This window comes from Tenacibaculum sp. 190130A14a, assembly GCF_964048965.1.
GTDB classification, from domain to species: domain Bacteria; phylum Bacteroidota; class Bacteroidia; order Flavobacteriales; family Flavobacteriaceae; genus Polaribacter; species Polaribacter polynesiense.
On record NZ_OZ040189.1, the window covers coordinates 2,993,750 to 3,020,636 of the forward strand.

Annotated in this window: 15 protein-coding genes; 2 read left to right on the forward strand and 13 right to left on the reverse strand. The window is 39.5% G+C overall.

Translation table 11 applies throughout. The features are described from left to right. Positions 1–145 precede the first annotated feature (145 nt). Positions 146–1,174 carry a tRNA (adenosine(37)-N6)-threonylcarbamoyltransferase complex transferase subunit TsaD gene (gene tsaD / locus ABNT22_RS13900; protein ID WP_348718806.1) on the forward strand — a complete coding sequence of 343 codons (1,029 nt, stop codon included), beginning with the start codon at positions 146–148 and terminating at the stop codon, positions 1,172–1,174. 20 nt (positions 1,175–1,194) lie between these two features. Next, positions 1,195–3,048, forward strand: coding sequence for an LTA synthase family protein (locus tag ABNT22_RS13905; protein ID WP_348718807.1), 1,854 nt, complete (start codon positions 1,195–1,197; stop codon positions 3,046–3,048). 81 nt (positions 3,049–3,129) lie between these two features. Here ABNT22_RS13905 and ABNT22_RS13910 read toward each other — a convergent pair whose 3' ends face one another. From ABNT22_RS13910 to ABNT22_RS13970, 13 genes are all read right to left on the reverse strand, one after another. Then, positions 3,130–5,079: an OmpA family protein gene (locus ABNT22_RS13910; protein ID WP_348718808.1), complete on the reverse strand. Its 1,950-nt coding sequence runs from the start codon at positions 5,077–5,079 to the stop codon at positions 3,130–3,132. A 10-nt stretch (positions 5,080–5,089) separates the two neighbouring features. Continuing rightward, positions 5,090–6,010 (reverse strand): type IX secretion system membrane protein PorP/SprF, encoded by a 921-nt coding sequence (locus tag ABNT22_RS13915; RefSeq protein WP_348718809.1) that lies wholly within the window; start codon positions 6,008–6,010, stop codon positions 5,090–5,092. A gap of 9 nt (positions 6,011–6,019) precedes the next feature. Next, complete coding sequence (locus ABNT22_RS13920) at positions 6,020–11,803, reverse strand: gliding motility-associated C-terminal domain-containing protein (protein ID WP_348727124.1); 5,784 nt, start codon at positions 11,801–11,803, stop codon at positions 6,020–6,022. Continuing rightward, complete coding sequence (locus ABNT22_RS13925; protein ID WP_348727126.1) at positions 11,751–12,032, reverse strand: hypothetical protein; 282 nt, start codon at positions 12,030–12,032, stop codon at positions 11,751–11,753. The genes ABNT22_RS13920 and ABNT22_RS13925 overlap by 53 nt, the downstream gene beginning before the upstream one ends. After that, positions 11,993–13,528: a hypothetical protein gene (locus ABNT22_RS13930; RefSeq protein WP_348727128.1), complete on the reverse strand. Its 1,536-nt coding sequence runs from the start codon at positions 13,526–13,528 to the stop codon at positions 11,993–11,995. The genes ABNT22_RS13925 and ABNT22_RS13930 overlap by 40 nt, the downstream gene beginning before the upstream one ends. Further along, a complete protein-coding gene (locus ABNT22_RS13935; protein ID WP_348727129.1) occupies positions 13,446–14,291 on the reverse strand; it encodes a hypothetical protein in 846 nt (281 codons plus the stop codon). Before ABNT22_RS13935 ends, ABNT22_RS13930 begins: the two co-directional genes overlap by 83 nt. Next, a complete protein-coding gene (locus ABNT22_RS13940; protein WP_348727130.1) occupies positions 14,252–14,572 on the reverse strand; it encodes a hypothetical protein in 321 nt (106 codons plus the stop codon). Before ABNT22_RS13940 ends, ABNT22_RS13935 begins: the two co-directional genes overlap by 40 nt. Continuing rightward, positions 14,512–16,266 carry a hypothetical protein gene (locus ABNT22_RS13945; RefSeq protein ID WP_348727132.1) on the reverse strand — a complete coding sequence of 585 codons (1,755 nt, stop codon included), beginning with the start codon at positions 16,264–16,266 and terminating at the stop codon, positions 14,512–14,514. The genes ABNT22_RS13940 and ABNT22_RS13945 overlap by 61 nt, the downstream gene beginning before the upstream one ends. Positions 16,267–16,385: 119 nt before the next feature. Then, positions 16,386–18,017 (reverse strand): hypothetical protein, encoded by a 1,632-nt coding sequence (locus ABNT22_RS13950; protein WP_348727134.1) that lies wholly within the window; start codon positions 18,015–18,017, stop codon positions 16,386–16,388. Next, positions 17,959–20,298: a hypothetical protein gene (locus ABNT22_RS13955; RefSeq protein WP_348727135.1), complete on the reverse strand. Its 2,340-nt coding sequence runs from the start codon at positions 20,296–20,298 to the stop codon at positions 17,959–17,961. Before ABNT22_RS13955 ends, ABNT22_RS13950 begins: the two co-directional genes overlap by 59 nt. Beyond that, positions 20,216–22,189: a hypothetical protein gene (locus tag ABNT22_RS13960; RefSeq protein ID WP_348727137.1), complete on the reverse strand. Its 1,974-nt coding sequence runs from the start codon at positions 22,187–22,189 to the stop codon at positions 20,216–20,218. The genes ABNT22_RS13955 and ABNT22_RS13960 overlap by 83 nt, the downstream gene beginning before the upstream one ends. Beyond that, on the reverse strand, positions 22,129–22,470 hold the full coding sequence (locus ABNT22_RS13965; protein WP_348727139.1) for a hypothetical protein: 342 nt from the start codon (positions 22,468–22,470) through the stop codon (positions 22,129–22,131). Before ABNT22_RS13965 ends, ABNT22_RS13960 begins: the two co-directional genes overlap by 61 nt. Further along, positions 22,431–26,723, reverse strand: coding sequence for a VCBS domain-containing protein (locus tag ABNT22_RS13970; RefSeq protein ID WP_348727141.1), 4,293 nt, complete (start codon positions 26,721–26,723; stop codon positions 22,431–22,433). The genes ABNT22_RS13965 and ABNT22_RS13970 overlap by 40 nt, the downstream gene beginning before the upstream one ends. Positions 26,724–26,887 lie beyond the last annotated feature (164 nt).

The window sequence follows — 26,887 nt, forward strand, 5'->3', positions numbered from 1 at the left end:
ACCAATTTTTTTTATGATTGAAATGCTTTAGAAGTTCAACAAGATTTATTGTGTTAAATCAAAAATATTGCCAATAAATACAAAGAACGTTCAATTTTAACTAATATTCAATATTTTTGTCCCTTTAACTTATTTTTAGGACATTTTGAGTACAAAACAAGTTTATATATTAGGAATAGAGTCTTCTTGTGATGATACAAGTGCTTCTGTTATTTGTGGTGGAAAAGTTTTAAGCAATGTAATCGCCAATCAAGAAGTACATTCTAAATATGGAGGTGTTGTTCCTGAGCTAGCTTCAAGAGCACATCAACAAAACATTGTACCTGTAGTTCAACAAGCGATAGAACAAGCAGGCATTATGAAAAATCAACTTAGTGCAATTGCATTTACGAAAGGCCCAGGGTTGATGGGATCTTTATTAGTTGGTACTTCTTTTGCAAAATCTTTAGCACTTGGGTTAGATATTCCTTTAATCGATGTGAATCATATGCAAGCTCATATTCTGGCACATTTTATTAAAGAAGAAAATGCAAAAATCCCTCCTTTTCCTTTTGTTTGTTTAACCATAAGTGGTGGACATACGCAAATAGTAAAAGTTACCAATCACTTTGAAATGGAAATTTTAGGAGAAACGATTGATGATGCTGTTGGAGAAGCCTTTGATAAATCTGCTAAAATTTTAGGACTTCCTTATCCAGGCGGTCCTTTGATAGATAAATATGCCCGAGAAGGAAACCCTAAAGCTTATAAATTTTCAAAACCTAAAGTAGGAGATTTAGACTTCAGTTTTAGTGGCTTAAAAACAGGAATTTTATACTTTATTCAAAAAAACCTTAAAGAAGACCCTAACTTTATTAAAGACAACCTACACGATATTTGCGCCTCTATTCAACATACGATTGTTGAAATTTTAATGGATAAATTAAGGAACGTTGTAAAGTCGACCGGAATAAAACATATTGCTATTGCCGGAGGAGTTTCTGCCAATTCTGAAATCAGAAAACGACTACAGGTAGCTCAACAACATTGGGGTTGGACCACTTATATTCCTAAATTTGAATACACTACTGATAATGCTGCAATGATTGCTATTACTGGATATTTAAAATATTTAAACAACTCTTACTCTGATGTTTCTGTAACAGCGCAAGCTAGATTAAAAGTAACCGAATAAAATAACTATTTACTATATAAATGAATCTTCTTAAAACTCGCCTTTATTCCTGTCTTATCTATTTCTTTTCATGGGTAGCTTACTTTTTTATCGGACGCTTTATCTTTTTAGTGTTTTATTATGAAAAGACTAGTCAATTAGACTTTTTAAGTATCTTAAAAACATTCTTATATGGTATTCGATTAGACATATCCTTTACTTCGTATCTAAGTGCTCTACCTTTTTTACTCATTCTTTTGAGTGTTTTTATTTCAAAAAAAATCATCAAAAAGTTACTTAAATCTTACACCTTTATAATTGTTCCTATTATTACCTTGTTACTATTAATAGATACAGTACTATATGCATCTTGGGGAGTAAGACTAGACAGTACTTTATTAAATTACATAAATACGCCAAAAGTAATGTTAGCCTCTGTATCAGCTAGTTTACTTTTCTTCGGAATTTTAATTTGGCTTTTACTATCTGCATTTTTTATTTACTTAAGTAATAAAATTATCAACCGAATAACAAAAAACCTTGACACTGGTGCATATATACATGCATTAGTATTATTGCTTACAACGGCTTTTTTGATTGTTCCATTAAGAGGAGGTTTTCAAGAGATTCCTGTAAATCAAAGTAATGTTTACTTTTCTAAAAACATGTTTGCCAATCATGCTGCTGTTAATTTTGCTTGGAATTTTGGTAATGATGTTGCTAGAGGAATTGGTAAAAGAAATCCGTATAAAAAATTTGACAAGGAAATTGCTCAAGAAATTATTGCCAATAGAAGAAAATCATTGTTACAACAACCTACTGATACGATTTTAAAGACGAACAAACCTAATGTAATTTTATTAGTTTGGGAAAGTTTATCTGCTAAAGTTGTAGAGGTTGTCGGAGGAGAACCAAATGTTACAGAAAATCTTAATAAACTGTCAGAAGAAGGTATTCTTTTTACCAATTTTTATGGAAATGGAGATAGAACAGATAAAGGTATTATTGCCATTCTGAGTGGTTATTATCCACAACCAAAATACAGTATCATAAAAATGCCTAACAAAACAAGAAGTTTACCTAAGCTTCCGATTGAAATGAAAAAATTAGGATATAGTACTTCTTATTATTATGGAGGAGATACCAACTTTGGAAACATGAATACTTACATCCGAATGAGTAACATGGATTATATTGTAGATGGAAGTGAATTTGATAGAGCAGATTGGAATTCAAAATGGGGGGCTCATGACCATATTTTCTTAGAAAGATTAGCTTCTGACTTGAGTAAACCACAAAAAGAACCATTCTTTGTAACAGCATTAACCTTAACAAGTCACGAACCTTTTGAGTTTCCAGATGAATATAAATTTGGTAAAAATGGTGATGACAACTTATATAGAAGCGCTCAGGCATATACTGATAAAGCAATAGGTAGTTTTATTGAATTTGCAAAAAAACAATCTTGGTGGGATAATACTTTAATTGTCATTATGTCTGATCATGGAAATAGATTACCTAAACACGAAGGTTATTTTCATTCTCCTAAGAAATTCAAAATACCAATGGTATGGCTTGGAGGAGCTTTAAAGGAAACAGGTAAAAAAGTTAGTACTTTATCTGGTCAAACAGATTTTGCTTATACTCTTTTACAACTTCTTGGTGGAGAATATGAACAATTTAAATGGGGTAAAAATATTTTTAATGATTCTAAAGATCAATATGTACATTACGTGTTTAATAAAGGGTTTGGAACCTTAACGCCTGAAGGTACTTATGTATATGATTTTGTAGGAAAAAAACCTGTTGTTAAAGAAGGTAATATAACAAAGTTAGATTCTCTAGGAAGATCACTGAGCCAAGATGCTTATCAGGATTTTATAGATAGAAGATAATATTTACAAATCAAAAATAAGAAAAGACTACCTCTAGAATTTGACTTCATCGAGGTAGTCTTTGGTTAAAATTCCCCAATTTTAATTGTTTACCTGAATGCTTGCACCTCCCTTTACTATATAAAAATAGGAACGTCGATTTTTTTGATGTTCTTCCTCAGTACATTTACTTTGGTTAGTATCATTGCAATCATTCAATAATTTATCTTCACCATAACCTATAGCACTTTCTATTCTTTCAGGAAGGATTCCTCTTGAAATAATATAATCTCTTGTAGATTTGGCTCTATTACTAGATAAATTTCTATTGTATTCTTTCGTACCTCTACTATCTGTATGAGATTCTATTTTAATAACTAAGTCTGGATTATTATTGAGAACAGACACAATATGCTCTAATTCATACTCTGCATCCTCTCTTATATTGTATAAATCAAAATCAAAATATATTGGATTTATAACAATTTGATTTTCTACAATTAACGATTCCAATTGAATATTCTCTACAATCGTTTGTTTATTTACATCTAAAGTTTGCGTGTCTTTTGTCTTGTTCCTATAATTTTCTTTTGAAACCACTACAACAAAGTTTTTCTCACAGTCTATTTTTTTGAATACATATGCTCCTGATGTATCAGTTTGTTGTTCTTCTATTGGTTCACCTTTTTCATTCATTAATTGAACCAAAACTTCAGAGATAGGAGCCCCAGTTCTTGAGTCTGAAACAATTCCTGTAATATCTTCTTTACAATTATAAATCGTGAAACTATAAATATCATCATCTCCCACTCCTCCTTTTCTATTGGATGAGAAAAAACCATGAGTATCATCATTATTAATAACAAAGGCAAAATCATCAAAAGGTCCGTTAACAGGTGTTCCTACATTGATAGGAGCAGTATATTTTTGATTCTCAAACTTTGATTCAAAAATATCTAATCCTCCTAGACCTAAGTGTCCATCTGATGCAAAAAACAAAGTACCATCATTTTTTATAAATGGAAACATTTCTCTTCCTTCAGTATTTACATTTTTTCCTAAGTTTATAGGTTCTCCAAAAGAGTTATTTTCTAAAATGGAAACTTTGTATATATCGGTTGCTCCCAAACCATTCCCCATATCTGAAACAAAATATAGTGTTTTTTCATCAGGACTTAATGCCGGATGTCCACAAGAATAATCTTCACTATTAAATGGTAATTCTACAATATCTCCCCAATAATCTCCTATTTTTTGAACTTTATAAATTTTAAGATGTGACACTCTATCTTTATCTCCTCTTAGTCTTTTTCCATCAAAATTATCTCTCGTAAAATAGGCCGTATTTCCATCTTTGGTTATCACCAAATTTGATTCATGATATTTCGAACTCAATTCTTCTATTAAATTGGCATCCTCTACATCCAATACCTTATCTTCTTTTATCTCCTTCTTTTCAGTTTTATAAATATTTATAAAAGGCTGTCTGTTCCATCGATATAACTTTTTATCCTTATCTGATTTTGGTTTCGCTGAAGCGAAATACAAATTATTATCATATAAAAAACCTCCAAAATCTGAATATTTAGTATTTGAAGCTATATTATGAATATTGATGTAAGTTTTTGGCTTGTTCGAATACTCAACAAAATAATCCATATTATTCTCTAAGGCTTCTGCTCTACTATCTTCTCCTAAGTCTTTCAATTTAAGTAGCCATTTATCTGACTCTTTTATTTTTCCATTTGATTTCAAAACCTGAGCATATCTGAAAACATGTTTCGGAGAAGCCACAGACATGTAAGAACTCATAAGGTTTTTATAGTATTTCTCAGCCAAATCAAATTCAAAATTAAAATAATGTGAATCTCCTAGTCTACTTAAAACTAAATAAGAATCGTCTCCCTTATCATAAATCACTTTATATAACTCTGCCGATTTTTTATAAGCAAATTCATTAAAATATCTATCTGCAGCATATTTACGTTGTCCAAACGTAGTTGCTGTAAATAATACACATATTAATATTTGTAGTGGTATAAATCTTATCATTGTATTTTTTTTAAAAGAACCTTGGAGACTTTGTTGCAAGCTCTCTAAATATCTCCCATTTTATCATTAATTCATAAGTCCCAGAATTGTAATTACTATAATTTGAAGTTGTTAAGTCATAAGCCAATCCAATATGTAAGTTCTCTGTAGCTTGTAATCCTAATAATGCACTTATTGAATCATCCCATCTCCATGCAGCTCCAGCAGTAAACTTTTCATTAAAAAGAAAATTAGCCGATACATCTAGAGACAAAGGTGCACCATTTACAACCTTGGTTAAAATAGCAGGTTTAAACTTTATACTCTGATTCAAATCAAACACATAACCTCCAATAAAGAAAAAGTGCATTCGCTCTTCTGCTACATCTCCTCCACTCTGTGCATCGTCATAATGCTCCGTTCTTATTATATTAGGAACTGCTCCTCCTATATACCAATTATCAGTATAGTAATAAATTCCAGCTCCAATGGTTGGTAAAAACCTATTAATATTTCCCCTTAAACTCTTATCATCTCTATCTTGGATAAGTCCTCTACTCCAATCTACATTTAAATGTCTTCCTCCAAGTTTTAGCCCAAAAGATAAGTTTCCTTCTTCACTTGTTCTAACTCTATAGGATGCATTAATATCTAAAAAGATTTCTCGGGCTGGACCAATTCTATCATTCGTAAGATTTACTCCAAGTCCGACTCCAGTGTAACCAATTGGAGTGTCATAACTTAAGGTTTGTGTATCTGGAGCTCCATCTACTCCAACCCATTGTGTTCTTCCTAACAAATTAATTACGGTATGACCATTTGACCCAGCATAAGCTGGATTTACACTCATGGTGTTATACATGTATTGCGTATACTGTGGATCTTGCTGAGCGTTCATATTTATTCCACTAAATATGAATGCTATTACTGTGTATATATATCTTAATTTCATATTATTTTTTTATCTGTTAATGTATAGCCATCCTACTTTCGGTTTCGAACCATCACCTAAATCAATTACATAATAGTAAGTACCAGAAGGCAACTTATCATCAACATTGATATTCGCCCTTCCATTGGAAATACCTCTAAAGGCAACATCTTCATTATTATATCCAGATGCTTTATATACCGTATTCCCCCATCTATTGAATATTTCAACAGTATTGTTTTGATATTGAGGATCATCGATACAAGAAATATAGAATATATCATTGTCTCCATCTCCATCTGGAGTTAAGATATTATAAGGAGTACCACATGGGTTGGTATCAGTATCTAAATAATCAGGAATACCATTTTCGTTAGTATCTAAAGCATCATCTGTCGTTGGATCTCCATCACCAGGACCTTCATCAATAGTATCTATTCCATCATTATCATCATCTGTATCTTGAAAATCTGGTGTACCATCTCCATCAGAATCAGGAATATCAACTGGATCTCCTCCACTATCCGGATCATAAACATCATCTATTCCATCTCCATCAGAATCTTCACCAGAAGGCAGAACATCTGGAATACCATCTCCGTTATCATCATTTCCTTCGATCACATCTAATACACCATCATTATCACTATCTGGATCGAGACTATCTGGAATACCATCTCCATCTGTATCGACACTTCCGTCACCTTCGTCAACATCTAAAATCCCATCATTGTCATCATCTAAATCATCTATATCAGGGACTCCATCTTCATCAGTATCTGCTAATACAACAATAGTAACTGTAGCCGTATCACAATTCGTTGGACTTGCTCCATTCTCACAAATCTCATATGTATAAGTATACGTTCCTGATGGGGTACCTGCAGCTACCGTTATAACTCCTGTACTTGGATCTAAACTCAACTCACTTGGATTGGTAACTCCCGTTGGGTTTGGATTCACCGTAACCTCGCCTGGATTGGTTCCTATTACTACTGAAACTCCATCTAAGGTATCATTATCGGTGATATCTGTGGTACTATCTCCTGCTGTAATAGCCGTTCCACTATAATCATCATCGTTGGCAACAATATCATTCGCTACCAAGATTGTAACTACAGCCGTATCACAATTCGTTGGACTTGCTCCATTCTCACAAATCTCATATGTATAAGTATACGTTCCTGATGGGGTACCTGCAGCTACCGTTATAACTCCTGTACTTGGATCTAAACTCAATTCACTTGGATTGGTAACTCCCGTTGGGTTTGGATTCACGGTTACCTCACCTGGATTAGTTCCTATAACTATTGGTACTCCATCTAAGGTATCATTATCGGTGATATCTGTGGTACTATCTCCTGCTGTAATAGCAGTTCCACTATAATCATCATCGTTGGCAACAATATCATTCGCTACCAAGATTGTAACTACAGCCGTATCACAATTCGTTGGACTTGCTCCATTCTCACAAATCTCATATGTATAGGTATACGTTCCTGATGGGGTACCTGCAGCTACTGTTATAACTCCTGTACTTGGATCTAAACTCAATTCACTTGGATTGGTAACTCCCGTTGGGTTTGGATTCACTGTTACCTCACCTGGATTAGTTCCTATTACTACTGAAACTCCATCTAAGGTATCATTATCGGTGATATCTGTGGTACTATCTCCTGCTGTAATAGCGGTTCCACTATAATCATCATCGTTGGCAACAATATCATTCGCTACCAAGATTGTAACTACAGCCGTATCACAATTCGTTGGACTTGCTCCATTCTCACAAATCTCATATGTATAGGTATACGTTCCTGATGGGGTACCTGCAGCTACTGTTATAACTCCTGTACTTGGATCTAAACTCAACTCACTTGGATTGGTAACTCCCGTTGGGTTTGGATTCACTGTTACCTCACCTGGATTAGTTCCTATAACTATTGGTACTCCATCTAAGGTATCATTATCGGTGATATCTGTGGTACTATCTCCTGCTGTAATAGCGGTTCCACTATAATCATCATCGTTGGCAACAATATCATTCGCTACCAAGATTGTAACTGTAGCCGTATCACAATTCGTTGGACTTGCTCCATTCTCACAAATCTCATATGTATAAGTATACGTTCCTGATGGGGTACCTGCAGCTACCGTTATAACTCCTGTACTTGGATCTAAACTCAACTCACTTGGATTGGTAACTCCCGTTGGGTTTGGATTCACGGTTACCTCACCTGGATTAGTTCCTATAACTATTGGTACTCCATCTAAGGTATCATTATCGGTGATATCTGTGGTACTATCTCCTGCTGTAATAGCGGTTCCACTATAATCATCATCGTTGGCAACAATATCATTCGCTACCAAGATTGTAACTGTAGCCGTATCACAATTCGTTGGACTTGCTCCATTCTCACAAATCTCATATGTATAAGTATACGTTCCTGATGGGGTACCTGCAGCTACTGTTATAACTCCTGTACTTGGATCTAAACTCAACTCACTTGGATTGGTAACTCCCGTTGGGTTTGGATTCACGGTTACCTCACCTGGATTAGTTCCTATAACTATTGGTACTCCATCTAAGGTATCATTATCGGTGATATCTGTGGTACTATCTCCTGCTGTAATAGCGGTTCCACTATAATCATCATCGTTGGCAACAATATCATTCGCTACTAATATTGTTACTGTAGCCGTATCACAATTCGTTGGACTTGCTCCATTCTCACAAATCTCATATGTATAGGTATAAGTTCCTGATGGGGTACCTGCAGCTACTGTTATAACTCCTGTACTTGGATCTAAACTCAACTCACTTGGATTGGTAACTCCCGTTGGGTTTGGATTCACGGTTACCTCACCTGGATTAGTTCCTATAACTATTGGTACTCCATCTAAGGTATCATTATCGGTGATATCTGTGGTACTATCTCCTGCTGTAATAGCGGTTCCACTATAATCATCATCGTTGGCAACAATATCATTCGCTACCAAGATTGTAACTGTAGCCGTATCACAATTCGTTGGACTTGCTCCATTCTCACAAATCTCATATGTATAAGTATACGTTCCTGATGGGGTACCTGCAGCTACTGTTATAACTCCTGTACTTGGATCTAAACTCAACTCACTTGGATTGGTAACTCCCGTTGGGTTTGGATTCACGGTTACCTCACCTGGATTAGTTCCTATAACTATTGGTACTCCATCTAAGGTATCATTATCGGTGATATCTGTGGTACTATCTCCTGCTGTAATAGCGGTTCCACTATAATCATCATCGTTGGCAACAATATCATTCGCTACCAAGATTGTAACTGTAGCCGTATCACAATTCGTTGGACTTGCTCCATTCTCACAAATCTCATATGTATAAGTATACGTTCCTGATGGGGTACCTGCAGCTACTGTTATAACTCCTGTACTTGGATCTAAACTCAACTCACTTGGATTGGTAACTCCCGTTGGGTTTGGATTCACGGTTACCTCACCTGGATTAGTTCCTATAACTATTGGTACTCCATCTAAGGTATCATTATCGGTGATATCTGTGGTACTATCTCCTGCTGTAATAGCGGTTCCACTATAATCATCATCGTTGGCAACAATATCATTCGCTACCAAGATTGTAACTGTAGCCGTATCACAATTCGTTGGACTTGCTCCATTCTCACAAATCTCATATGTATAAGTATACGTTCCTGATGGGGTACCTGCAGCTACTGTTATAACTCCTGTACTTGGATCTAAACTCAACTCACTTGGATTGGTAACTCCCGTTGGGTTTGGATTCACGGTTACCTCACCTGGATTAGTTCCTATAACTATTGGTACTCCATCTAAGGTATCATTATCGGTGATATCTGTGGTACTATCTCCTGCTGTAATAGCAGTTCCACTATAATCATCATCGTTGGCAACAATATCATTCGCTACCAAGATTGTAACTGTAGCCGTATCACAATTCGTTGGACTTGCTCCATTCTCACAAATCTCATATGTATAAGTATACGTTCCTGATGGGGTACCTGCAGCTACTGTTATAACTCCTGTACTTGGATCTAAACTCAACTCACTTGGATTGGTAACTCCCGTTGGGTTTGGATTCACGGTTACCTCACCTGGATTAGTTCCTATAACTATTGGTACTCCATCTAAGGTATCATTATCGGTGATATCTGTGGTACTATCTCCTGCTGTAATAGCGGTTCCACTATAATCATCATCGTTGGCAACAATATCATTCGCTACCAAGATTGTAACTGTAGCCGTATCACAATTCGTTGGACTTGCTCCATTCTCACAAATCTCATATGTATAAGTATACGTTCCTGATGGGGTACCTGCAGCTACTGTTATAACTCCTGTACTTGGATCTAAACTCAATTCACTTGGATTGGTAACTCCCGTTGGGTTTGGATTCACCGTAACCTCGCCTGGATTGGTTCCTATAACTATTGGTACTCCATCTAAGGTATCATTATCGGTGATATCTGTGGTACTATCTCCTGCTGTAATAGCGGTTCCACTATAATCATCATCGTTGGCAACAATATCATTCGCTACCAAGATTGTAACTGTAGCCGTATCACAATTCGTTGGACTTGCTCCATTCTCACAAATCTCATATGTATAGGTATACGTTCCTGATGGGGTACCTGCAGCTACTGTTATAACTCCTGTACTTGGATCTAAACTCAACTCACTTGGATTGGTAACTCCCGTTGGGTTTGGATTTACTGTTACCTCACCTGGATTGGTTCCTATTACTACTGAAACTCCATCTAAGGTATCATTATCGGTGATATCTGTGGTACTATCACCTGCTGTAATAGCCGTTCCACTATAATCGTCATCGTTTCCACAAATAATCTTTCCTAAAACAACTGTCAATACAGAAGATGCTGTACAATTATTACTATCCCTAACAGTAAAATTATATGATCCTGTTGATAATGTATTAATACTAAATGCTGTTGTGCTCCCATTATAGGTTGCTGAACTTGTTCCTGTCTGAAATAAAGTCCAATTTCCTGTTGGTAATCCATTTAAGTTTATAGTTCCATTTGTTACATCACAAGTAGGTTGCACAATGGTATTTATGATAGGTGCACTTGGTAAAGCGCTTACTATCACTTCTGCTTCACCAGAGGTTACACTGTTACACCCTGAAGCGCTATCGGTAATGACCACTCTATAATAGGTAGTTCCTGCACTGGTTGTTGGAGCCGAATAACTGGCACTATTGGCACTTGCGATATTACTAAAGCTTCCACCTGAAGTTGTGCTACTCTGCCATTGATATGATAAACTTACGCCCCCTGTTGCGGTTACACTTACGGTAGCTGTTCCGCCTTCACAGACAGTTTGAGTTGCTGTAGGTTGGGCTGTAATACTTGGATCTGCATTGACTATCACTTCTGCTTCTCCAGAGGTTACACTGTTACATCCTGAAGCGCTATCGGTAATGACCACTCTATAATAGGTAGTTCCTGCACTGGTTGTTGGAGCTGAATAACTGGCACTATTGGCACTTGCGATATTACTAAAGCTTCCACCTGAAGTTGTGCTACTCTGCCATTGATATGATAAACTTACGCCACCTGTTGCGGTTACACTTACGGTAGCAGTACCGCCTTCACAAACGGTTTGAGTTGCCGTAGGTTGAGCCGTAATACTTGGATCGGCATTGACTATCACTTCTGCTTCATTTGAAGTAACACTGTTACATCCTGATGCGCTATCGGTAATGACCACTCTATAATAGGTAGTTCCTGCACTCTGGTTGTTGGAGCTGAATAACTGCACCATTGGCACTTGCGATATTACTAAAGCTTCCACCTGAAGTTGTGCTACTCTGCCATTGATATGATAAACTTACGCCGCCTGTTGCGGTTACACTTACGGTAGCTGTTCCGCCTTCACAAACGGTTTGAGTTGCTGTAGGTTGGGCTGTAATACTTGGATCTGCATTGACTATCACTTCTGCTTCTCCAGAGGTTACACTGTTACATCCTGAAGCGCTATCGGTAATGACCACTCTATAATAGGTAGTTCCTGCAATCGGTTGTTGGAGCTGAATAACCTGGCACTATTGGCACTTGCGATATTACTAAAGCTTCCACCTGAAGTTGTGCTACTCTGCCATTGATATGATAAACTTACGCCACCTGTTGCGGTTACACTTACGGTAGCAGTACCGCCTTCACAAACGGTTTGAGTTGCCGTAGGTTGAGCCGTAATACTTGGATCGGCATTGACTATCACTTCTGCTTCATTTGAAGTAACACTGTTACATCCTGATGCGCTATCGGTAATGACCACTCTATAATAGGTAGTTCCTGCACTGGTTGTTGGAGCTGAATAACTGGCACCATTGGCACTTGCGATATTACTAAAGCTTCCACCTGAAGTTGTGCTACTCTGCCATTGATATGATAAACTTACGCCGCCTGTTGCGGTTACACTTACGGTAGCTGTTCCGCCTTCACAAACGGTTTGAGTTGCTGTTGGTTGAGCTGTAATACTTGGATCTGCATTGACTATCACTTCTGCTTCTCCAGAGGTTACACTGTTACATCCTGAAGCGCTATCGGTAATAACCACTCTATAATAGGTAGTTCCTGCACTGGTTGTTGGAGCTGAATAACTAGCACTATTGGCACTTGCGATATTACTAAAGCTTCCACCTGAAGTTGTGCTACTCTGCCATTGATATGATAAACTTACGCCACCTGTTGCGGTTACACTTACGGTAGCTGTACCGCCTTCACAAACGGTTTGAGTTGCTGTTGGTTGAGCTGTAATACTTGGATCTGCATTGACTATCACTTCTGCTTCTCCAGAGGTTACACTGTTACATCCTGAAGCGCTATCGGTAATGACCACTCTATAATAGGTAGTTCCTGCACTGGTTGTTGGAGCTGAATAACTAGCACTATTGGCACTTGCGATATTACTAAAGCTTCCACCTGAAGTTGTGCTACTCTGCCATTGATATGATAAACTTACGCCACCTGTTGCGGTTACACTTACGATAGCTGTACCGCCTTCACAAACGGTTTGAGTTGCTGTTGGTTGAGCTGTAATACTTGGATCTGCATTGACTATCACTTCTGCTTCTCCAGAGGTTACACTGTTACATCCTGAAGCGCTATCGGTAATGACCACTCTATAATAGGTAGTTCCTGCACTGGTTGTTGGAGCTGAATAACTAGCACTATTGGCACTTGCGATATTACTAAAGCTTCCACCTGAAGTTGTGCTACTCTGCCATTGATATGATAAACTTACGCCACCTGTTGCGGTTACACTTACGGTAGCAGTACCGCCTTCACAAACGGTTTGAGTTGCCGTAGGTTGGGCCGTAATACTTGGATCTGCATTGACTATCACTTCTGCTTCTCCAGAGGTTACACTGTTACATCCTGATGCGCTATCGGTAATGACCACTCTATAATAGGTAGTTCCTGCAATCGGTTGTTGGAGCTGAATAAGCGGCACTATTGGCACTTGCGATATTACTAAAGCTTCCACCTGAAGTTGTGCTACTCTGCCATTGATATGATAAACTTACGCCGCCTGTTGCGGTTACACTTACGGTAGCAGTACCGCCTTCACAAACGGTTTGAGTTGCCGTAGGTTGAGCTGTAATACTTGGATCAGCATTGACTATCACTTCTGCTTCATTTGAAGTAACACTGTTACATCCTGAAGCGCTATCGGTAATGACCACTCTATAATAGGTAGTTCCTGCACTGGTTGTTGGAGCCGAATAACTAGCACTATTGGCACTTGCGATATTACTAAAGCTTCCACCTGAAGTTGTGCTACTCTGCCATTGATATGATAAACTTACGCCGCCTGTTGCGGTTACACTTACGGTAGCAGTACCGCCTTCACAAACGGTTTGAGTTGCCGTAGGTTGAGCCGTAATACTTGGATCTGCATTGACTATCACTTCTGCTTCATTTGAAGTAACACTGTTACATCCTGAAGCGCTATCGGTAATGACCACTCTATAATAGGTAGTTCCTGCATTCGGTTGTTGGAGCTGAATAACGGCACTATTGGCACTTGCGATATTACTAAAGCTTCCACCTGAAGTTGTGCTACTCTGCCATTGATATGATAAACTTACGCCACCTGTTGCGGTTACACTTACGGTAGCTGTTCCGCCTTCACAGACAGTTTGAGTTGCTGTAGGTTGGGCTGTAATACTTGGATCTGCATTGACTATCACTTCTGCTTCTCCAGAGGTTACACTGTTACATCCTGAAGCGCTATCGGTAATGACCACTCTATAATAGGTAGTTCCTGCATGGTTGTTGGAGCTGAATAAGCGGCACTATTGGCACTTGCGATATTACTAAAGCTTCCACCTGAAGTTGTGCTACTCTGCCATTGATATGATAAACTTACGCCACCTGTTGCGGTTACACTTACGGTAGCAGTACCGCCTTCACAAACGGTTTGAGTTGCCGTAGGTTGGGCCGTAATACTTGGATCTGCATTGACAATCACTTCTGCTTCATTTGAAGTAACACTGTTACATCCTGATGCGCTATCGGTAATGACCACTCTATAATAGGTAGTTCCTGCAATCTGGTTGTTGGAGCTGAATAACTAGCACTATTGGCACTTGCGATATTACTAAAGCTTCCACCTGAAGTTGTGCTACTCTGCCATTGATATGATAAACTTACGCCGCCTGTTGCGGTTACACTTACGGTAGCAGTACCGCCTTCACAAACGGTTTGAGTTGCTGTTGGTTGAGCTGTAATACTTGGATCTGCATTGACTATCACTTCTGCTTCTCCAGAGGTTACACTGTTACATCCTGAAGCGCTATCGGTAATGACCACTCTATAATAGGTAGTTCCTGCACTGGTTGTTGGAGCTGAATAACTAGCACTATTGGCACTTGCGATATTACTAAAGCTTCCACCTGAAGTTGTGCTACTCTGCCATTGATATGATAAACTTACGCCCCCTGTTGCGGTTACACTTACGGTAGCTGTTCCGCCTTCACAGACAGTTTGAGTTGCTGTAGGTTGGGCTGTAATACTTGGATCTGCATTGACTATCACTTCTACTTCTCCAGAGGTTACACTGTTACATCCTGAAGCGCTATCGGTAATGACCACTCTATAATAGGTAGTTCCTGCACTGGTTGTTGGAGCTGAATAACTGGCACTATTGGCACTTGCGATATTACTAAAGCTTCCACCTGAAGTTGTGCTACTCTGCCATTGATATGATAAACTTACGCCACCTGTTGCGGTTACACTTACGGTAGCAGTACCGCCTTCACAAACGGTTTGAGTTGCCGTAGGTTGAGCCGTAATACTTGGATCTGCATTGACTATCACTTCTGCTTCATTTGAAGTAACACTGTTACATCCTGATGCGCTATCGGTAATAACCACTCTATAATAGGTAGTTCCTGCACTGGTTGTTGGAGCTGAATAAGCTGCACTATTGGCACTTGCGATATTACTAAAGCTTCCACCTGAAGTTGTGCTACTCTGCCATTGATATGATAAACTTACGCCACCTGTTGCGGTTACACTTACGGTAGCTGTTCCGCCTTCACAGACAGTTTGAGTTGCCGTAGGTTGGGCTGTAATACTTGGATCTGCATTGACAATCACTTCTGCTTCATTTGAAGTAACACTGTTACATCCTGAAGCGCTATCGGTAATGACCACTCTATAATAGGTAGTTCCTGCACTGGTTGTTGGAGCTGAATAACTGGCACTATTAGCACTTGCGATATTACTAAAGCTTCCACCTGAAGTTGTGCTACTCTGCCATTGATATGATAAACTTACGCCACCTGTTGCGGTTACACTTACGGTAGCAGTACCGCCTTCACAAACGGTTTGAGTTGCTGTAGGTTGGGCTGTAATACTTGGATCTGCATTGACTATCACTTCTGCTTCATTTGAAGTAACACTGTTACATCCTGAAGCGCTATCGGTAATGACCACTCTATAATAGGTAGTTCCTGCACTGGTTGTTGGAGCCGAATAACTAGCACTATTGGCACTTGCGATATTACTAAAGCTTCCACCTGAAGTTGTGCTACTCTGCCATTGATATGATAAACTTACGCCGCCTGTTGCGGTTACACTTACGGTAGCAGTACCGCCTTCACAAACGGTTTGAGTTGCTGTTGGTTGGGCCGTAATACTTGGATCGGCATTGACTATCACTTCTGCTTCATTTGAAGTAACACTGTTACATCCTGATGCGCTATCGGTAATGACCACTCTATAATAGGTAGTTCCTGCACCGGTTGTTGGAGCCGAATAAGCTGCACTATTGGCACTTGCGATATTACTAAAGCTTCCACCTGAAGTTGTGCTACTCTGCCATTGATATGATAAACTTACGCCCCTGTTGCGGTTACACTTACGGTAGCTGTTCCGCCTTCACAGACAGTTTGAGTTGCTGTAGGTTGGGCTGTAATACTTGGATCTGCATTGACTATCACTTCTGCTTCTCCAGAGGTTACACTGTTACATCCTGAAGCGCTATCGGTAATGACCACTCTATAATAGGTAGTTCCTGCAATCGGTTGTTGGAGCTGAATAACGGCACTATTGGCACTTGCGATATTACTAAAGCTTCCACCTGAAGTTGTGCTACTCTGCCATTGATATGATAAACTTACGCCACCTGTTGCGGTTACACTTACGGTAGCAGTACCGCCTTCACAAACGGTTTGAGTTGCCGTTGGTTGAGCTGTAATACTTGGATCTGCATTGACAATCACTTCTGCTTCATTTGAAGTAACACTGTTACATCCTGATGCGCTATCGGTAATGACCACTCTATAATAGGTAGTTCCTGCACTGGTTGTTGGAGCTGAATAACTAGCACTATTGGCACTTGCGATATTACTAAAGCTTCCACCTGAAGTTGTGCTACTCTGCCATTGATATGATAAACTTACGCCGCCTGTTGCGGTTACACTTACGGTAGCAGTACCGCCTTCACAAACGGTTTGAGTTGCTGTTGGTTGAGCTGTAATACTTGGATCTGCATTGACTATCACTTCTGCTTCTCCAGAGGTTACACTGTTACATCCTGAAGCGCTATCGGTAATGACCACTCTATAATAGGTAGTTCCTGCACTGGTTGTTGGAGCTGAATAACTAGCACTATTGGCACTTGCGATATTACTAAAGCTTCCACCTGAAGTTGTGCTACTCTGCCATTGATATGATAAACTTACGCCACCTGTTGCGGTTACACTTACGGTAGCAGTACCGCCTTCACAAACGGTTTGAGTTGCTGTTGGTTGGGCCGTAATACTTGGATCTGCATTGACTATCACTTCTGCTTCATTTGAAGTAACACTGTTACATCCTGAAGCGCTATCGGTAATGACCACTCTATAATAGGTAGTTCCTGCACTGGTTGTTGGAGCTGAATAACTGGCACTATTGGCACTTGCGATATTACTAAAGCTTCCACCTGAAGTTGTGCTACTCTGCCATTGATATGATAAACTTACGCCCCCTGTTGCGGTTACACTTACGGTAGCTGTTCCGCCTTCACAAACGGTTTGAGTTGCTGTTGGTTGAGCTGTAATACTTGGATCTGCATTGACTATCACTTCTGCTTCTCCAGAGGTTACACTGTTACATCCTGAAGCGCTATCGGTAATAACCACTCTATAATAGGTAGTTCCTGCACTGGTTGTTGGAGCTGAATAACTAGCATTATTGGCACTTGCGATATTACTAAAGCTTCCACCTGAAGTTGTGCTACTCTGCCATTGATATGATAAACTTACGCCACCTGTTGCGGTTACACTTACGGTAGCTGTACCGCCTTCACAAACGGTTTGAGTTGCTGTTGGTTGAGCTGTAATACTTGGATCTGCATTGACTATCACTTCTGCTTCTCCAGAGGTTACACTGTTACATCCTGAAGCGCTATCGGTAATGACCACTCTATAATAGGTAGTTCCTGCAATCGGTTGTTGGAGCTGAATAACTAGCACTATTGGCACTTGCGATATTACTAAAGCTTCCACCTGAAGTTGTGCTACTCTGCCATTGATATGATAAACTTACGCCACCTGTTGCGGTTACACTTACGATAGCTGTACCGCCTTCACAAACGGTTTGAGTTGCTGTTGGTTGAGCTGTAATACTTGGATCTGCATTGACTATCACTTCTGCTTCTCCAGAGGTTACACTGTTACATCCTGAAGCGCTATCGGTAATGACCACTCTATAATAGGTAGTTCCTGCACTGGTTGTTGGAGCTGAATAACTAGCACTATTGGCACTTGCGATATTACTAAAGCTTCCACCTGAAGTTGTGCTACTCTGCCATTGATATGATAAACTTACGCCACCTGTTGCGGTTACACTTACGGTAGCAGTACCGCCTTCACAAACGGTTTGAGTTGCCGTAGGTTGGGCCGTAATACTTGGATCTGCATTGACTATCACTTCTGCTTCTCCAGAGGTTACACTGTTACATCCTGATGCGCTATCGGTAATGACCACTCTATAATAGGTAGTTCCTGCACTGGTTGTTGGAGCTGAATAACTGGCACTATTGGCACTTGCGATATTACTAAAGCTTCCACCTGAAGTTGTGCTACTCTGCCATTGATATGATAAACTTACGCCGCCTGTTGCGGTTACACTTACGGTAGCAGTACCGCCTTCACAAACGGTTTGAGTTGCCGTAGGTTGAGCTGTAATACTTGGATCAGCATTGACTATCACTTCTGCTTCATTTGAAGTAACACTGTTACATCCTGAAGCGCTATCGGTAATGACCACTCTATAATAGGTAGTTCCTGCACTGGTTGTTGGAGCCGAATAACTAGCACTATTGGCACTTGCGATATTACTAAAGCTTCCACCTGAAGTTGTGCTACTCTGCCATTGATATGATAAACTTACGCCGCCTGTTGCGGTTACACTTACGGTAGCAGTACCGCCTTCACAAACGGTTTGAGTTGCTGTTGGTTGGGCCGTAATACTTGGATCAGCATTGACTATCACTTCTGCTTCATTTGAAGTAACACTGTTACATCCTGATGCGCTATCGGTAATGACCACTCTATAATAGGTAGTTCCTGCACTGGTTGTTGGAGCTGAATAACTAGCACTATTGGCACTTGCGATATTACTAAAGCTTCCACCTGAAGTTGTGCTACTCTGCCATTGATATGATAAACTTACGCCACCTGTTGCGGTTACACTTACGGTAGCTGTACCGCCTTCACAAACGGTTTGAGTTGCTGTTGGTTGAGCTGTAATACTTGGATCTGCATTGACTATCACTTCTGCTTCATTTGAAGTAACACTGTTACATCCTGATGCGCTATCGGTAATGACCACTCTATAATAGGTAGTTCCTGCACTGGTTGTTGGAGCTGAATAACTAGCACTATTGGCACTTGCGATATTACTAAAGCTTCCACCTGAAGTTGTGCTACTCTGCCATTGATATGATAAACTTACGCCACCTGTTGCGGTTACACTTACGGTAGCAGTACCGCCTTCACAAACGGTTTGAGTTGCTGTTGGTTGGGCCGTAATACTTGGATCTGCATTGACAATCACTTCTGCTTCATTTGAAGTAACACTGTTACATCCTGATGCGCTATCGGTAATGACCACTCTATAATAGGTAGTTCCTGCACTGGTTGTTGGAGCTGAATAACTAGCACTATTGGCACTTGCGATATTACTAAAGCTTCCACCTGAAGTTGTGCTACTCTGCCATTGATATGATAAACTTACGCCGCCTGTTGCGGTTACACTTACGGTAGCTGTTCCGCCTTCACAGACAGTTTGAGTTGCTGTAGGTTGGGCTGTAATACTTGGATCTGCATTGACTATCACTTCTGCTTCTCCAGAGGTTACACTGTTACATCCTGAAGCGCTATCGGTAATGACCACTCTATAATAGGTAGTTCCTGCACTGGTTGTTGGAGCTGAATAACTAGCACTATTGGCACTTGCGATATTACTAAAGCTTCCACCTGAAGTTGTGCTACTCTGCCATTGATATGATAAACTTACGCCCCCTGTTGCGGTTACACTTACGGTAGCTGTTCCGCCTTCACAGACAGTTTGAGTTGCTGTAGGTTGGGCTGTAATACTTGGATCTGCATTGACTATCACTTCTGCTTCTCCAGAGGTTACACTGTTACATCCTGAAGCGCTATCGGTAATGACCACTCTATAATAGGTAGTTCCTGCAATCGGTTGTTGGAGCTGAATAAGCGGCACTATTGGCACTTGCGATATTACTAAAGCTTCCACCTGAAGTTGTGCTACTCTGCCATTGATATGATAAACTTACGCCACCTGTTGCGGTTACACTTACGGTAGCAGTACCGCCTTCACAAACGGTTTGAGTTGCCGTAGGTTGAGCCGTAATACTTGGATCGGCATTGACTATCACTTCTGCTTCATTTGAAGTAACACTGTTACATCCTGATGCGCTATCGGTAATGACCACTCTATAATAGGTAGTTCCTGCACTGGTTGTTGGAGCCGAATAACTAGCACTATTAGCACTTGCGATATTACTAAAGCTTCCACCTGAAGTTGTGCTACTCTGCCATTGATATGATAAACTTACGCCGCCTGTTGCGGTTACACTTACGGTAGCAGTACCGCCTTCACAAACGGTTTGAGTTACCGTAGGTTGGGCCGTAATACTTGGATCTGCATTGACTATCACTTCTGCTTCATTTGAAGTAACACTGTTACATCCTGAAGCGCTATCGGTAATGACCACTCTATAATAGGTAGTTCCTGCACTGGTTGTTGGGGCTGAATAACTGGCACTATTAGCACTTGCGATATTACTAAAGCTTCCACCTGAAGTTGTGCTACTCTGCCATTGATATGATAAACTTACGCCGCCTGTTGCGGTTATACTTACGGTAGCAGTACCGCCTTCACAAACGGTTTGAGTTGCCGTAGGTTGAGCCGTAATACTTGGATCTGCATTGACTATCACTTCTGCTTCACCAGAGGTTACACTGTTACATCCTGATGCGCTATCGGTAATGACCACTCTATAATAGGTAGTTCCTGCACTGGTTGTTGGAGCCGAATAACTAGCACTATTAGCACTTGCGATATTACTAAAGCTTCCACCTGAAGTTGTGCTACTCTGCCATTGATATGATAAACTTACGCCACCTGTTGCGGTTACACTTACGGTAGCAGTACCACCTTCACAGACAGTTTGAGTTGCTGTAGGTTGAGCCGTAATACTTGGATCAGCATTGACTATCACTTCTGCTTCATTTGAAGTAACACTGTTACATCCTGATGCGCTATCGGTAATTACAACTCTATAATAGGTAGTTCCTGCACTGGTTGTTGGAGCTGAATAACTAGCACTATTAGCACTTGCGATATTACTAAAGCTTCCACCTGAAGTTGTGCTACTCTGCCATTGATATGATAAACTTACGCCGCCTGTTGCGGTTACACTTACGGTAGCAGTACCGCCTTCACAGACAGTTTGAGTTGCTGTAGGTTGGGCCGTAATACTTGGATCAGCATTGACTATCACTTCTGCTTCATTTGAAGTAACACTGTTACATCCTGATGCGCTATCGGTAATGACCACTCTATAATAGGTAGTTCCTGCACTGGTTGTTGGAGCCGAATAACTAGCACTATTAGCACTTGCGATATTACTAAAGCTTCCACCTGAAGTTGTGCTACTCTGCCATTGATATGATAAACTTACGCCCCCTGTTGCGGTTACACTTACGGTAGCTGTTCCGCCTTCACAGACAGTTTGAGTTGCTGTAGGTTGGGCTGTAATACTTGGATCTGCATTGACTATCACTTCTGCTTCTCCAGAGGTTACACTGTTACATCCTGAAGCGCTATCGGTAATGACCACTCTATAATAGGTAGTTCCTGCAATCGGTTGTTGGAGCTGAATAACGGCACCATTGGCACTTGCGATATTACTAAAGCTTCCACCTGAAGTTGTGCTACTCTGCCATTGATATGATAAACTTACGCCACCTGTTGCGGTTACACTTACGGTAGCAGTACCGCCTTCACAAACGGTTTGAGTTGCCGTAGGTTGAGCCGTAATACTTGGATCGGCATTGACTATCACTTCTGCTTCATTTGAAGTAACACTGTTACATCCTGATGCGCTATCGGTAATGACCACTCTATAATAGGTAGTTCCTGCATCGGTTGTTGGGGCTGAATAACGGCACCATTGGCACTTGCGATATTACTAAAGCTTCCACCTGAAGTTGTGCTACTCTGCCATTGATATGATAAACTTACGCCGCCTGTTGCGGTTACACTTACGGTAGCTGTTCCGCCTTCACAAACGGTTTGAGTTGCTGTTGGTTGAGCTGTAATACTTGGATCTGCATTGACTATCACTTCTGCTTCTCCAGAGGTTACACTGTTACATCCTGAAGCGCTATCGGTAATAACCACTCTATAATAGGTAGTTCCTGCACGGTTGTTGGAGCTGAATAACTAGCACTATTGGCACTTGCGATATTACTAAAGCTTCCACCTGAAGTTGTGCTACTCTGCCATTGATATGATAAACTTACGCCACCTGTTGCGGTTACACTTACGGTAGCTGTACCGCCTTCACAAACGGTTTGAGTTGCTGTTGGTTGAGCTGTAATACTTGGATCTGCATTGACTATCACTTCTGCTTCACCAGAGGTTACACTGTTACATCCTGATGCGCTATCGGTAATGACAACTCTATAATAGGTAGTTCCTGCACTGGTTGTTGGAGCCGAATAACTAGCACTATTAGCACTTGCGATATTACTAAAGCTTCCACCTGAAGTTGTGCTACTCTGCCATTGATATGATAAACTTACGCCGCCTGTTGCGGTTACACTTACTGTAGCAGTACCGCCTTCACAAACGGTTTGAGTTGCTGTTGGTTGAGCTGTAATACTTGGATCTGCATTGACTATCACTTCTGCTTCTCCAGAGGTTACACTGTTACATCCTGATGCGCTATCGGTAATGACCACTCTATAATAGGTAGTTCCTGCACTGGTTGTTGGAGTCGAATAACTGGCACTATTAGCACTTGCGATATTACTAAAGCTTCCACCTGAAGTTGTGCTACTCTGCCATTGATATGATAAACTTACGCCACCTGTTGCGGTTACACTTACTGTAGCAGTACCGCCTTCACAAACGGTTTGAGTTGCCGTAGGTTGGGATGTAATACTTGGATCTGCATTGACTGTAACCGTTGATTTATCTGTCAACTCTTCACTACAACTTCCATTAGATACTAAAACATTATATATCGTTGTTACAGATGGGGTTACATTAAAAGTAATATTTCCTCCAGTACCTGCAATGGCTGCCCCTACGTTACTATCATTACTCTCTAATCTTAACTGATAATTTCTTCCTAAAATACTGTTACTAACAATTATATCACCTGTACCTCCAACACAAATTGTATCATCACTTACAGCTAAAGTATCATCAATGACACATAAAGTTGCACTACTTTTTTCTCCACAAGTATTGTTTGGATGTCTTATAACAACAAAATAAGTTTTCCCATTTAAACTAGCATTAGGAACAATTCCTAAAGTAGCTGTAGTTACATTACTGTAGGGAGCCACATTCGTTAAAGCAACACCGCCAGAATCTGGATCACCGTCATACCATTGGTACGTTAGACCTCCTGATGCATTATCTGGAGTTCCATAAGTTGGGGTTCCACCAGAGTATGCTGTTGCTTGGTCTGCAGAGGCTACAACTGTGAATGATACAGAAGAGGTACTTATTGTAGTAGAAACATTACTAGGCGCTGTATCAACATCAATATTTACCGCATTTTTTTCACGATCATTAGATCCGTCATATCCATCAGTAATAGAACCTCCTGTAGTTACCTGACCACTTGAATTGAAACCATTTCCATCTAACACACCGTCTTTAGGAGTCGTATCTGTCCCTCCAGATTCTATAACATCCTCACATCCATCTCCGTCACTATCTAAATCCAAACTATCAATAATTCCATCCATATCTGTATCTGGACAAAAAGTTTCCACTGCAGAAAAACGAAATCCTTCAAGACTAGCTCCTCCAGTTGCATTAATTGTAAACTGAGTTGCTCCTTCTGGGAAAATGACATACCATTGTAGTAAATTATTACTCCATGCCCCTCCACTTTTATCTCCTGTATCTTGTGTGAAACTTCCTCCATTACTAATTGTTTGACCTCCTCCTATAATTTGATTTCCTGCTGGATCAAATACTTGGGCATCTCCTACACCTCCTGTCCAACTAATCGTATAAGTACTAAATTTTGAGCCAAAACTAGCTGAAAAATCAGACGAGGTCTTATCTACAAAACCATCTAACTTCATTTGTAAATCAGCTCCTGAAGGAATTGAAGTTATTTCAAACACCGAAGTTAAAGTCCAATTTCCACTACCATCATAAACAAAATACAATTCATCGTTATCTGAAACTCCTGATGAAACAATGCTAGATTGTCCTGTATTTGAGATAGACCAATTAGCCGTTCCTCCTGCATTGGGTAAATTTAATGTTCCTGTTGTTGCCGTTGTACTAGAAAAGGTAACAGGACTACTAGAGCATTCTTCTAAATCAAGTATTCCATCATTATCATCATCAATATCCACTCTATTAGGTATTAAATCACCATCGGTATCTGTCCCTGATCCATTTATGGTTATGATTAAATTCGCATTATCTGTATTTGAACCATCAGAAAGTGTATAGTTAAAAGTATCTACTAAAGTTTGTCCAGTTAATAAATTTATTACTAATGGATTTGTAAGATCTGGCACATATTGATAACTTCCATCTGGATTCATAAACAAAGTCCCATAAGTTCCTACGAAAGATGATCCAACAGTAACAGGATCTGTTCCAATTAATGATACTGTAATTCCACTTGCAGCTCCTTGCCAATAAATATCTGAGATTCCTGCAATTTGTCCTCCTAAATCTGCATCTGTTGCATGGGGTCCATAATTATACCCCAAAACCAATCTATCAATTGGCTCTTCAAAAAAGACATTTACATTCCCTGTTGCATCTTCTGGAACAGCACTACCAGTACCATAAAAGGTTCCTGAACCTGCATCTACGACTCCGCCAGTAGTTACGTATTTAAAACTTGCATTTGTTCCTGAAAGACTTCCTGCAATACTTATTTGATCTTGCCAAGAGGTGGATTGAGAAAAATCAATATCAACTACTAAAAATCCCAAATTATAAACCGGTTGACTAAAAGTAATTATCAATTCTGTTGAAGCAACTGGGTTACTTGAGGGATCTACTGCATACCCTAAATATCCTGTGTGCCCTCCATTTGTTGCTGTTTGATAAACCACTTGATTTTGATTGGCAATACCTATTCCATCTGGATCAGTCGATGTAAAGGTTAATAAATTTCCATCAATGGTTCTGTTTGTTCCTCCTACAGGCCCCGACAAATCAATAAAAACACCTCCTGGTGTTGAGAACTCAGTTTCCCATACAAGAATAGACAGTCCTCTATCAACAGAATCTGATCCGCCTGAAATCGGATCTGGATCTGTAATTACATTTCCTGAAGCATTTGCATCTACAAAAGCAGTTAAAGAATCGGAATTATCTAATGCGTCTGGAGCTTCATCTACCCCATTAATTGTTATCGTTAAAAATCCATAATCTATAATCGATGAACTATCAATAATCGTATATGAAATAATATCTTGTAAACTTTCTCCGCTTCTTAATCCTGTAATGGAAGAGCTGTTTTCGTCAACATCGTAAACATAACTTCCATCCGATTGAATCGTTATTGAACCATACAAAGTTGTATAAGAACTTCCTACTGCTGAAGCATACACATCCACCTCTGATACAGTAATACTTGTTCCACTATCTGCTCCAGCTCCAGTAATTACATTTCCAGAAATTGTTCCTGTATTATTGGCCATTACAGAATGTACATCATCAACCGCTGTTGGACCGGATGTAAAAACTCTAATAATTGTCTGCGCACTTGCTGAATCTCCATTAGTATCTGTAATACTTACAGTCATTGTTCTGACTCCATCGGTATACGAGGGATCTAAATCACCATAAAAAATTCGAGTTAAAAATGTTTCAAACTCTGTATCTGCAATTGGATTTCCAGAAGTCTCTGTAATACTAAAGGTTGTTGCGGTATTTTGTGTTACTTCTATTGTTGAGCCTCCTATTACATAAGTATTCGTATCTAAAGGAGTGTTAAAATAATACAACTCAAATCCAGAATCATTTATAGCAAAGAGTTCTTGGTTTGGTGTATCCTGTATTCCTGTAAAGGTAATTGTTGCACTAGCAACCCCTGCATCTGTTTCTACATTCGGAACAGTTGCGAGGTTATAAATATTACTTGTTGTTGGTTGTACCTGAAATTCATAATCCACTCCAGATTTTATTCCATCCAAATCTATAATTGGAGCGGCCATTCGAGCAATGTATGAAAAGCTTGGTCTTTTTGCTTTTTGAGAAGAAACTGCTGAACTTCTTCTTAGGAAGAAATTATTTTCTTCTCCATTAGTTACTGCTGTTAACTTTACATTTTCTACAGACCTTTTTTCTTGACTACATATATTTGCTTGAAAAAAAAGAACTAAAAAAAATGCAAGATAGCTTCGTACATAGAATTTTTTTATGCATTTAGTTTTCATTGTGGGAGACTTTTTTCGAATTTTATTCTATAACTATTAGTTTTATCTTACTTATGGGTACTGAGAGACACATCTATGTTTTTTAACAACAAATAGACATATACACAGACCTCTTCTTCAATTAGTAACTAATTAAAGAAATAGATATCATCAAATAAGAGAAA